We start from the raw sequence: 12,484 nt of genomic DNA on the forward strand, positions 1-12,484 counted from the left end.
AACAATCAATGTGGTATTTGGGCAAGAGATACTTCGCGCGGTTACAGTTGCGCTTTTCTAGCTGCTGTTTTTACGCTGATAGAAGCATTACTGAAACAGTTACGTAGCCAGCTATGCGTCTATTTCAGCGCCTTGCTCCCGGTTAAAACCAGCCCACCATAAATCCCGCAACCGTGACCGCGCTAAGTATATAAAGTATCATATTGCGTTATTCACCATGATCGAGCCAGAAACACAGGTCCAAAAGGTGAAAGAACACAGTTAAGGTGATTTCTGTCAAAGAATATACCAACTTACTGGTCTTTTTGTCCGTCTTCTGCGTTGCGACAGCAGTTACATAGAATGACTATGTGCCTATTATCGCGCCTTGAAGACAAACAAAAATCCTGCGCATCTGGTATGTTCTTTTCCGACAATCACCTAAGAACCCTATAGTTTAGTGGAGTAAAAATGACATTAACAGCTGATGATGTTAATAAAATTGCCTATTTAGCACGTCTGGGAATTGATGCCCAGGATACCGAGTCCTATGCCAGAGATTTATCAGGCATGCTGGAGCTCGTTGCGCAAATGAGTACTATTGATACCGATAACGTTGCGCCTATGGCGCACCCACTGGATCAGGCACAGCGCTTACGGCCGGATCAAGTCACCGAAACCTGCCAACGTGAGGTCTTTCAAGCTATTGCTCCGCAAGTTGAGGCAGGCTTGTTTCTTGTGCCTAAAGTTATCGAATAAGGATATAACATGTATACCAAAACCATTGCACAACTTGCTAAAGGATTGCAGGCTGGTGAATATTCCAGCTTAGAACTGACGCAGTCCTATCTGGCGCGTATCAAGCAACACCACAGCCTTAATAGCTTTATTACAGTAACAGAAGACCTGGCCATAGCCAGCGCCAAACAAGCGGATGCCATGCTTGCTACGGGAAATGTGCCGTTGCTAACTGGCGTACCTATTGCGCATAAAGATATCTTTTGTACGCAAGGCATTAAAACCAGTTGCGGATCAAAAATGCTGGATAATTTTATCGCCCCTTATAATGCCACAGTTGTCGAGAAATTTAATGCGGCTGGCGCAGTTACTCTGGGAAAATTAAATATGGATGAATTCGCCATGGGCTCATCTAATGAAACCAGCTTTTATGGCAATGTACAAAACCCCTGGGCTGCGAACACAGTACCCGGCGGCTCATCCGGTGGCTCTGCTGCTGCTGTTGCTGCACGTTTAATTCCTGGTGCAACAGGAACAGATACTGGTGGCTCTATCCGCCAGCCTGCTGCTCTTTGTGGCATTACTGGCTTAAAAGCCACGTATGGCCGCGTATCGCGTTACGGCATGATTGCCTATGCTTCCAGTCTGGATCAGGGTGGTCCGATGACGCAAACGGCAGAAGACGCTGCACTCATGCTTCAAGCTATGGCGGGATTTGACCCCAAAGACTCAACCAGTGTGGACTGTGAAGTTCCCGATTACAGTACTGGGCTAAACAACAGCCTCGTCGGCTTAAAAATCGGACTGCCTAAAGAGTTCTTTGATGCAGCGCTGAACAGCGATATGGCTGCAAGCATTGAAGCTGCGGTTAATGAATATAAAAAAATGGGTGCGGAAATTATCGAAGTTTCCATGCCTAATTTAAAGCTCGCAATCCCCGCATATTATGTGATTGCTCCGGCAGAATGCTCGGCCAATCTTTCACGTATGGACGGCGTACGCTTTGGCCATCGCTGTGCCAATCCGGCCAATTTGAATGATTTGTATATACGCTCACGAGGCGAAGGTTTTGGCGCAGAAGTCAAACGGCGCATCCTGGTAGGTACTTATGCTTTATCTGAAGGCTATTACGATGCCTATTATATTAAGGCGCAAAAAATTCGCCGCTTAATTAGCGATGATTTCAAACAGGCACTAGAGCAGGTCGACGTTATTATGGGGCCTGTCTCCCCTACTCCTGCATTTGGTATCGGTGAAAAAACCAGCGATCCTATCGAAATGTATTTAGCCGATATCTATACGATTGCCATCAACATGGCTGGCCTACCTGCAATGTCTATTCCTGCAGGATTTATCGATAACAAACCCGTGGGCTTGCAGATTATAGGTAATTACTTTGCTGAAGCAAAGCTGCTTAATGTGGCACACCAATATCAGCAAATTACCGACTGGCATCAACAAACACCAACAAGCTTTGAGTAAGGAGTTACTTATGCAATGGGAAACAGTTATAGGACTGGAAATCCACGCCCAGCTAGCAACAAAATCAAAAATATTTTCTGGCGCTTCTACTGCCTATGGAGCCGAGCCGAATACCCAGGCCTGCGCAGTGGACTTGGGTCTACCGGGCGTATTGCCCGTATTAAATCAGCAAGTCTTGCGTATGGCCGTCAAGTTTGGCCTAGCCATAGATGCCGAAATCGCAGCTTATTCAGTTTTTGCCAGAAAAAATTACTTCTATCCTGACCTCCCCAAAGGCTATCAAATCAGCCAAATGGATGACCCTATCGTCGGTATCGGTCATATGGATATCGAAGTCAATGGGGAAACCAGGCGAGTCGGCGTTACCCGCGCGCATTTAGAAGAAGATGCCGGAAAATCATTGCATGAAGATTTTCATGGCTTGACAGGTATCGACTTGAACCGCGCTGGTACGCCTTTATTAGAGATCGTATCAGAACCGGATATGCGCTCAGCTAAAGAAGCGGTCGCCTATATGCGCAAAATTCATGAGCTGGTGCAATATCTGGATATCTGTGATGGCAATATGCAGGAAGGCTCATTCCGATGTGATGCCAATGTTTCTGTACGCCCCGTGGTTCAAGAAGAATATGGCACGCGTACAGAGCTGAAAAATATCAACTCGTTCAAATTTGTAGAAAAAGCCATTAATATCGAAGTCGAGCGCCAGATCGACATCATCGAAGCGGGTGGCAGGATCGTTCAGGAAACCCGTTTATATGACGCGGATAAAAATGAAACCCGCTCTATGCGTAGCAAAGAAGAGGCTAATGACTACCGCTACTTTCCCGATCCTGACTTGTTACCCGTATATATCAGCGACGAGTTACGCAGCGAAGTCAAAGCAGAACTACCTGAGCTGCCACAGCTTAAGCGAGCACGATTTATTGCTGACTACAAATTAGACGCTGAAACAGCGGGCATTTTATCCAGCAGTAAAGAACTGGCCAACTATTTTGAGTCTTTAGTTAAAGAGTCAGCCTGTGATGCAAAAATATGCAGCAACTGGGTGACTGGAGACTTAATAGCGGCACTCAATAGACAAGGTCTGCAAATCGACCAGTCACCGGTTTCCTACCAGCGTCTTGCGAGACTACTACAACGTATCGCCGACAATACCATCTCCGGCAAAATTGCCAAGCAGGTATTTGAAGCAATGTGGAGTAGTGAAGATAGCGCGGATAGCATTATTGAAGCTCAAGGCTTAAAGCAAATCACCGATAGTGGCGCAATAGAAGCGCTTATAGATCAAATTATCGCTGATAACCCTGGGCAGGTTGAGCAGTACTTGAGTGGTAAAGATAAAGTGTTTGGCTTCTTTGTTGGACAAACTATGAAAGCTTCGCAGGGCAAGGCAAACCCTGGCGAAGTTAACAAGGTTCTTAAAAGTAAGTTAAAGCGATAGATTGGCTTGACCGGTTAGCTGTAGAGCGGTCTTTAGTCCGTTATTTGCATATAGAGCAGGCATTAGCGGACTGAAGTCCGCTCTACAGCCTCCAGCCTAGTAAGAGCCTTCTCCAACACGAAATGAGTCTAAGCTGACAAACTCATCCAATCTGTTCATGATGTAGAAATGAAAGCCATCATGAATTGGGAAGGTTATTTATTGCGCATTATCTAAACTGCGGGCTAAAGCGCCGCCCTACAGATTGAATTAACAAACATAAGTGTTATTATCAACACCTAAAAATGATAGCTTAACTCAAACCTGAAATGGCTGTCATTACGAAAAAAATATGCTCGGTCACCGGGAGCTGCGCCATTAGAAAATCGCCCTTCAACTTCTAATACAAAATTATCAAAAAAGCATCGACTGAACTCTATATTATAAAATTGTGCAAAGGTATTGCTATCTACAATCACGCCAGCCAGAATTTGCGTGTCTTGCACATCATTTAATGCAAAGCGTATCCCAGTAAAAAAATCATCCTGGAAAATGGTTGGTGCTCTATTACCTCGACTATCATACAGGTATTCAGCCAGCAAACCGATATCTAGCCCGGTTTCGCCAACATTAAAAAAAGTATATTCAAAACCTGCCACTGTTGCAAAGGTCGTATCAATTTCACTGACACGCACAATCATTTCCAGTTTTAATAGCCAACTCTCTATCGTCGCCTGTAAATCCAGTCCAGTTTGATTGATGTTCTGATAATATGGTATGATCTTGATTTTCCCTGTGGCATCGTCTTCTAGCAGAAAAATCGGATCACGACTGGTACCATAAAAATTAGATACGCCTATATCCCAGTCGCCTATAGAATGTGACCAGCGTATCGCATAAGCCATTTGCCGCGCAAAGCCATTTTTATCAAATCTTGCCTGACTACTATCCACAGCGGGCTGTATTCTTGGTCGACCATTAACGCCTGTAAAAGGCATTTCCCGAAAGCCCGGCAATAGAAAAAGGTCCAGTGTTCCCCAGTCCTGTATCCAGGCAAAATTAATCATCGGTTGCCCAAGCTTGTCTTCGCCATCGGTATTTTCCACCATATCTCGCTGATTGATAATATCAACCAGGTGTACAGATTCTGTTACTCCCCAGAAAACTTTACGAATTCCAAAGCGGAACTCCCAGGCTTCTGCAGCATAAACATAAGTCAGTTCACGTATATCAAAATGCGTGCGGTTACTGTCAAATTGTGCACCCCGGAAAAATGGTACAAAGGCAAAGATCTGATTACCATTATCCCATTCATGGTATAGCTCCGCCTCTATCACTCCCGACAGATAGTTATTGTATTGTTGGGGATCCGTAGGCTGCTCAAAAAACACCATATCTTCTATACCAACATAACCGGATAATTCCCAGGCAGTCAGCGGCTTAATCGATAGCAGGAATAAAATCAGTGCGGCAGCTAGCTTCCCTTGAGGAATAGATATCTTATTCATCTGTGGTTTAACATGACAAGGTGCATCCATTTATTCACCTATCCAACACAGTGCAGCACTATTTGTTATTACCATGAAGAGCATAAAGAAAATGAAGGGAAAAAAATTTGTTGAATAAGCTGCTAAGTTGCTACAAAAGTTCATAAACACAATTTAAAAACACCTTCTTAAAACCAGTCATTTCTGCATCGCCTTCATGGCAAAAAATGATCTTGCCCAGAATCATTACACTGCTTTACCGGGTTAGGTTATCGCACAATGCTTGATAATCTTACCCGGACTACATAGTTTTTATTAACGCGAACGTTTAAGGGTGTTTTTATCGAAATTACGCTCGGTTAAGCCATTACGAAAACTATAGTTTTCCCAAAGCAGGGTGGTACTTTTTCCTGTTAAATGATTTTGCATAAGCGATTTATCTGCACGCCAGTATTGCCCAAGATATTGCTGATAATCAATAAAACTTTGAGTTTTTAACAAGGCATCTTTGCGATCATAATAATCAATTCTTAAAGGAATATAACGCTCTTTATCAATCCAGACGATATTACGCACGTAACCGGAGTGTTCGTATTGCGGGAAAGTTTCAACCACAAAACTATCGATACCATCCAGCACTTCATCACGTAAATAATTATATTTGTATTTTTTCAATTCAAATGAAGTCAGGTCTTCAAAGGCAAATTCACTGCCCAGAAATGGCCCGGATTTATTACTCGATGAAATACGCTTAACTCTTTTTAACGCAGGCAAATATAACCACTGCTCATCGGCCTCCAATGCATGAGTAAAAATTAAAAATGCTGTCCCCTTAATATCTCGCGGACTATCAAAAATACTTAAGCTCTTATCACCATCATCTTTCATTTCAAGAGTTTTCAGGCGTAAACTACGTACATGCTCATCACCATTTTTATTTTTCAGGATCATTTTCATATCCGTTGACATGTCGCCCCAGCCTAAATCACGCGTATCAACTTCGCGCATAATTTCCAGGCCTTTTTGTTCTGTATTAACCTCAGCTGTACTTATCTCCACTGTGTCTATTTGTGCTGTACTTGTTTCTTCTGCAAAGCCTAGTCCCAGCAGTAAAGCCAGCAATAAACCGATGATAATATTGTTCATTTTTTTCTCTCCTAATATAAAACAGGGTAGAACGGGCATTAGTCCGTCATGATTAAATCCGACCTGTATCCGCTGAAAACCAGCTATCAAATATGACTATGTGTACCTTTAGCTAAAATAATATTAACCCATCTTCGTCACTATTGATGATGTAGTTGTTATAAATCAATTGGTTGAAATTTTAAAAAGTAGCCAGTTGGCACTACAGATTTTGTGTTTTTGTATAAAACGTTGGATTTTTTAGAGTATTTTTGTCGCATGTAAATTACACTCAAATAATGATGATTTTTTTGACAAAAGTCAATGAATTTATCGACAAAAATAATATAAATGGCACTACAAAACTTTCAAAAAAAACACCATTGATTTTAAAGAGAATTTTTCGACAAAAAATCGCTTAAACCGATGAATCAATGGCTTAGAAAGATGAAAGTGACGAAGATGGGTTAAATACACTAACGATAAAAACAGGCATTGCGGACTAAAGTCCACTCTACAGCCATATGACTCAGCCACGGCCTTTATCCAACGTCATCAAAATGGGGGGTAAAAACAAGAAGTCCATGATTAATGCCACGGCGATGGTAATTGCGGTCATTAACCCCATACCACTATTCATAACAAATGCAGAGGTCGAGAGAACAATAAATCCACTGACCAGGACTAAGGACGTAACCCATAAAGCCACCCCTACTGTAGAAAAAGCATATCGTACCGCTTCTTCCGAAGATAAGCCTTTCTCGACTTTTGCACGGCGGTATTTACTAATAAAATGCACCGTATCATCAACTACGATACCGATAGTCATTCCGGTAACAACTGATAACCCTAAGCCCACCTGACCATCAATCAAGCCCCAGATACCAAACGCCATCCCGGCAGGTATCAAATTGGGAATTAAGCTGATCAGACCTAATTTTAATGAACGGAAAGCCGCAATTAAAATCACGGAAATTAGCACTAACGCAGCTAACGAACCGATTAACATGCGGATAATATTACGCTGCCCTATATGCGAGAACATCAATACCGGGCTGGCTGCATTCACTGTATATGCACTTAAATTCTGCCTTATCCAGTTATGAATGCGCTGCTCTATATCCAGCATTTGAGTGGTAGACAGATTTTTTAAGCTGGCTATCATGCGGATACCCGATTTATCTACATTAATCTGATCATTTAGATCCAGGCCATAAGGCAAGGACATTTCATATAGCAGTAGATATTGTGTGGCCAGATCCCGAGCTTCTGGTAGCTTATACCAATCTTGCTGATCAGCGTGCATATTCTTGTTCAGGCGCTTAAAGGTATCCGAAATACTATTTACATGTACGACTTCTGGCTGTTGTTGCAACCAGTATTTGAACTGTTCAACTTTTGCTAAAAACCCTGGTTCGCTTATTCCACCAGCGACACCTGAATCAATCGAGAGTTCAATATTATAAATACCACCCAGATTTTCATTCAAAAAATTGGCGGCACGCCTGAACTCTATGGTTTCATCAAAGTATTTTACAAACTCATCATTGATTTCGTTGCGCGGGATCATACTCATAACCGCCACGGCCAGAATGGTATTACCCACTAATAAAAGTTTACGCCGCTTAATCACAAACGTTGCAAGGTGCTGCATGGCAGTATTATCTAAATCATCTTTTATTTTGACACGTACCGGTAATAGGGTCATCAATGCGGGCAGTAAAGTGACCGATAACATAAACGCGATAATAACCCCGAGGGCAACGATATTACCCAAATCCCTAAACGGTGGCGCATCACTGAAATTCAGACTCAGAAAGCCGATTGCTGTAGTGACACTGGTTAACATCATCGGCTGGAAATTAATCCGCAGGCTTTCGCACATGGCCTGTTTTTTCTCATGTCCCAGACGCATATTATGCAAAAAGGTGATCAATAAATGTACACAGTCGGCAACCCCCATGGTTAATATAATGGTCGGAGCCATCGCTGAGGTAGGCGTTAATTTAATTCCTGCATAAATGCCTAACCCAAGAGCAGTAATAATAGAAAAAACAATCAGCGCAATCACGCTAAATGTTGCGGTAAAAGAGCGCAAACAAAAGATTAACACCAGAATCACGATGCCATACATAATGGGAATTAGTCGGGTATTATCTTTCAGCGCCGCTTCACCAAAGGCATTATTCATCATCACCATACCGCTTAAGTGCAGCGTCAAATCAGGATATTTCAGCTTAAACTTAGCAGCCATTTCGCGTGTGACAGTCCCTATTTCCATCGCTTCCATTGGGTTAGTACCCGGAAGTTGCATAGTGACATTTACGCCAGAGACATGTCCGGTTTTAGACACTAGCCGATCTTTTAGCAATGGTTCATTTAAGGCAACCTGCTTTACATATTGCAGCTGCGCATCGCTCATTTGCAAAGGCTGAACAATTAAATCAGCAACAATCAGGTCATCTTCTTCTGCAATCGTATGCTGGAAATTAGTAATCGAATCAACGCGACTGGAATAAGGTAATTGCCACCCTTGCTCTGTTAGCTCTACGATAGCCTGCAGGTTTTCCCTGGTAAATACATCACCATTTTTTGGCTCTACCAGTATCATGACATTATCGCTTTTGCTATAGGTATTCTGTAGCGCATCAAAAGCTAATAACTGCGGATTGTCTTCGCCGAAAAACACCCGGTAATTATTGGTGAATTCTAGTTTTTTCAGGCCTGTGCCACTCAGCCCAATAAATAATAGGCTCAACAGCAGAACCCACCAAGGGTGATTTACAGCGAATCTGCCTAGCCCATTAGAAAATGCATTTTTTTTCATCATTTACTGCCTTTAGATTTAATTCCGTTCATTAATAAATTCAACACCTGACAGGCAATAAAATCTACCTGTTCATGCTCTTTTTTCCAGCCTGGTAAATGCCTGCTTAAAGGCTGCATTTGAATAATATCGCACACTAGAGAAATTACACTTAATGCACTAAAATGGGCCTGTTGCTGCGAGCCACTTTTCTGCTCGATGACTGCCATTAACTGCTTAAACTGCTCCTGAAAAACCTGCTTAGCTAGGAGCTGCATACGCCCATCGTCGGCATCCAGCAATTCCCTCTGCATAAACCGCCTGAAATCAACATCTGTGGTTAATACTTCAGCCAGGCATCGAACAAACCGACTAAGCTTTTCATCCGCCTCAAGATCCGCCTGCCAGACTTGATCGAATGCCTGTTGCTGTTTAGCAAAAGCAAAATGCATCGCCTGCAGGTACAAAGCCTGCTTATTGGGGAAATGATGATAGACAGCGGCTGTGCTCATATTTGCTGATTTGGCGAGCTTGCGCATAGAAACACCATCAAAGCCTTGCCTGGAAAATAGCGTCACCGCCGTTTTTAATATATTTTCTTTAGAGCCCATCATTTATACCTAACGTTCGTTTGGGTAGATAATATAGTATTTTTAAAAACTCAACAACTTAAATTATTCAAGCATAAACGTAACCAGGGGTTTGATGCTAAAATGCATATTTTGATTATTTAATAAAAAACGTGCCCAAAACTCTTCCCCGCATCGCCTTAACATCCGGTGAACCCTCGGGCATAGGCCCTGATCTTTGTATACAATTAGCACAATATGAACTGGCCTGTGAACTGATCGTTATTGCAGACCCCGAGCTACTGCAAGATCGTGCAAAGCGACTTAACTTACCTCTGAGCATTAACTTCTTTGATACACAGCAGGAAATTAAACAGCATGTTTCAGGCGCATTAACAGTGCTACCCTGCAACCTAAAGCAAGCTGCAGACTGTGGTGTATTAAATGCCGGTAATAGCAATTACGTATTACAAACGATCGAGATTGCCACCAAAGGTTGCATGAGTGGATTGTTTGCCGCCATGATCACAGCGCCGGTACATAAAGGAGTGATTAATGATGCAGGCATCGAATTTAGCGGACACACTGAATTTATTGCGGCAATTACCGGTGGCCACCCTGTGATGATGCTGGCAACAGAGGGCTTACGCGTTGCTCTGGCAACCACCCACCTGCCCCTAGCCGATGTAAGCAAAGCTATAACTCAAGCAACATTAGTGACGGTCATACACTTATTAAATACTAATTTACATCATTGGTTTGGCATAAAAAAGCCGCATATTTTAGTCTGTGGGCTAAATCCTCATGCCGGTGAAGGCGGTCACATGGGGCGTGAAGAAATAGAAGTAATCGGGCCTGCGCTAGAAAAATGTCGCCAGGCAGGTATTAGTTTGCAAGGGCCATTACCTGCAGATACCTTATTCACTGCTAAGTATCTTGATAAAGCCGATGCCGTACTGGCCATGTACCATGATCAGGGTTTGCCAGTATTGAAATACAAGGGCTTTGGTAAAGCGGTTAATATTACCTTAGGCTTACCCATTATCCGCACCTCGGTTGATCATGGCACGGCTCTGGATCTGGCTGGCACAGGTAAAGCCGATGTAGGTAGTCTGGTATACGCATTACAAACCGCAATACAAATGTCTGATAGTTCTAATACCGCGCACTCAGTAAGTTAATTTTTTTCACAAGGAAAAGCGTTAATAAATCACCATAGAGTGTAGTATTTTTTTCACAAGGAAAAGCGTTAATAAATCACCATAGAGATCATCAGTGTTCCCATTGAAAGAAGAAGTACCTAAACAAAGCAGCCTATAACCTACCTGAAGGTAGCACCACTCGAATATTTACATCTTTTTGATTTTAATCACTTATAACAGAAAATAGACACTCTGTAGGCACCGTAAAAAAACAACAAATAATTTCAAATAAAGCTTGCAATTGCCGAAAAAATTTTTCTAAAAATTTCCGTTTTAATCACCTCATAAACGGATATCACCCATGCTTAAAGACCTACCACTCTCTGAACATATTCACCAACACTGCAATGAAAGTATGGAACGTTCCCTGTTAGCAGAGCGTCATCCTTTGTGGGCTCGTTCATGCCCAGAGTTGAAGGATATCGACTTTATTCGCCTTGGGTTATTACGCTGTATCAGTGTAGTCGATAGTGGTCGCCATTTCCTCCAAACCAATGAACAGATTTATGGCCAGCTGCTTCCCCACTCAACGTATTTTAAATCACTGAAGTCGCATAGACGAACAAGTATGCTTGAGGCATTTGAACAGCAGAGCTATCATCTTCACGCTGAAACACTGCTGTCGCAAGGCATTGATTATCTTAAAGCATTCCCGGAACTTGACGAATACACCATAGAAGCAGCGGATGGACATTTTATTGATCATGCCTGCCATACTGAAAAAAACAGCAAGGGGAAAGTTTATGCGGCTGGGGGGATTTACGCGTTGAATCTCAGAAGTGGGTTGCTCAGATTTCTTTGTCTGGTGACAAACGGAACTCAGAGGCATCAAGAAATACCTGTGTTACGAGATCATATTGAAAAGCAAAACAAGGGAAATAACAGCTCTCAGAAACATCTCTATGTCTACGATAAAGCCGTCACCGACTTTGTCTGGTGGGATCGGCAGAAACGACATGCTAATTACATGATTTCAATGCTAAAAGAAAATTCAATTGCGACTCTGGTTGAGTCTATCCCTTTTGACTCCCGCCATGAGATCAATACAGGGGTTGAAGCATACAGTGTGTACGAAAACAAGGGCATCAAATTTAACGTGGTGGATTACCGTGATCCAGAAACCGGAAAACTTCACCGGTTTGTGACAACCTTGCCAATGACTATTAACCCTGGAACCATTGCCATGCTGTATTTCAAGCGATGGACGATTGAAAAGACATTCAATAACACTAAAAGTAATTTCAAGGAAACTAAAGCTTGGTCTTCCAATACCCGCTCACTTGAAAATCAAATGCGCCTGACTGCAATGAGCTATAATTTAATGCGCGTGTTTGAAGAGAGTTCAAAAACACAACAGCCAGAATTGATTCATCCATCGGATAAAAAATATAGCGAGGCTCTGGAGATAAGGCAGCAACAGGCTCAAAAACGAGATCGTTTTGTGAATCCATTATTTTTCCAGGCAAGAATATCTCGTATCAGCTCGTATACCATTCGGGCAGTTCAAAACGCAATAATAACAGGAATGTCTTTACAGTGCTTTATGAGCTCTCTTGTGGCGAGGTTAGTCTCACGGCATCAATTGATAGGGGAACACTGATGATAGAGATATATTTAGGTACAAAATGCACCTTTCGCGAATGATGCGTTTCGTACCTCAACGCATCCTATGG

The 12,484-nt window shown here is 42.5% G+C and carries 9 protein-coding genes; 5 read left to right on the forward strand and 4 right to left on the reverse strand.

Going from position 1 to position 12,484, the window contains the following annotated elements; genetic code table 11:
• The first annotated feature begins 450 nt into the window (after positions 1-450).
• Genes gatC through gatB form a run of 3 tightly spaced genes read left to right on the forward strand, consistent with a single transcriptional unit; the run spans position 451 to position 3,643 of the window.
• Positions 451-738 (forward strand): Asp-tRNA(Asn)/Glu-tRNA(Gln) amidotransferase subunit GatC, encoded by a 288-nt coding sequence (gatC, locus tag K6984_RS09175; protein ID WP_221895255.1) that lies wholly within the window; start codon positions 451-453, stop codon positions 736-738.
• 9 nt (positions 739-747) lie between these two features.
• Positions 748-2,199 (forward strand): Asp-tRNA(Asn)/Glu-tRNA(Gln) amidotransferase subunit GatA, encoded by a 1,452-nt coding sequence (gene gatA / locus K6984_RS09180; protein ID WP_221895256.1) that lies wholly within the window; start codon positions 748-750, stop codon positions 2,197-2,199.
• A 10-nt stretch (positions 2,200-2,209) separates the two neighbouring features.
• Complete coding sequence (gatB, locus tag K6984_RS09185; RefSeq protein WP_221895257.1) at positions 2,210-3,643, forward strand: Asp-tRNA(Asn)/Glu-tRNA(Gln) amidotransferase subunit GatB; 1,434 nt, start codon at positions 2,210-2,212, stop codon at positions 3,641-3,643.
• Between the two features lie 278 nt (positions 3,644-3,921).
• On the opposite strand, the gene K6984_RS09190 is transcribed toward gatB, so the two are convergent.
• The 4 genes from K6984_RS09190 to K6984_RS09205 form a co-directional block, all read right to left on the reverse strand.
• On the reverse strand, positions 3,922-5,160 hold the full coding sequence (locus tag K6984_RS09190; RefSeq protein ID WP_221895258.1) for a hypothetical protein: 1,239 nt from the start codon (positions 5,158-5,160) through the stop codon (positions 3,922-3,924).
• Positions 5,161-5,424: 264 nt separating this feature from the next.
• Positions 5,425-6,255 carry an outer membrane lipoprotein-sorting protein gene (locus K6984_RS09195; RefSeq protein ID WP_221895259.1) on the reverse strand — a complete coding sequence of 277 codons (831 nt, stop codon included), beginning with the start codon at positions 6,253-6,255 and terminating at the stop codon, positions 5,425-5,427.
• A 508-nt stretch (positions 6,256-6,763) separates the two neighbouring features.
• Positions 6,764-9,064 carry an efflux RND transporter permease subunit gene (locus K6984_RS09200; protein ID WP_230987993.1) on the reverse strand — a complete coding sequence of 767 codons (2,301 nt, stop codon included), beginning with the start codon at positions 9,062-9,064 and terminating at the stop codon, positions 6,764-6,766.
• A complete protein-coding gene (locus K6984_RS09205; RefSeq protein WP_221895260.1) occupies positions 9,061-9,654 on the reverse strand; it encodes a TetR/AcrR family transcriptional regulator in 594 nt (197 codons plus the stop codon). The genes K6984_RS09200 and K6984_RS09205 overlap by 4 nt, the downstream gene beginning before the upstream one ends.
• A 128-nt stretch (positions 9,655-9,782) precedes the next feature.
• On the opposite strand from K6984_RS09205, the gene pdxA reads away from it, so the two are divergent.
• The gene (gene pdxA / locus K6984_RS09210) at positions 9,783-10,790 is read left to right on the forward strand and encodes a 4-hydroxythreonine-4-phosphate dehydrogenase PdxA (RefSeq protein ID WP_221895261.1); all 1,008 of its coding nucleotides are present in this window, start codon (positions 9,783-9,785) and stop codon (positions 10,788-10,790) included.
• Positions 10,791-11,112: 322 nt separating this feature from the next.
• On the forward strand, positions 11,113-12,411 hold the full coding sequence (locus K6984_RS09215) for a transposase (RefSeq protein ID WP_221893851.1): 1,299 nt from the start codon (positions 11,113-11,115) through the stop codon (positions 12,409-12,411).
• Positions 12,412-12,484 lie beyond the last annotated feature (73 nt).

Source organism: Bathymodiolus japonicus methanotrophic gill symbiont (assembly GCF_019721995.1).
Taxonomy (GTDB): Bacteria; Pseudomonadota; Gammaproteobacteria; order Methylococcales; family Methylomonadaceae; genus Methyloprofundus.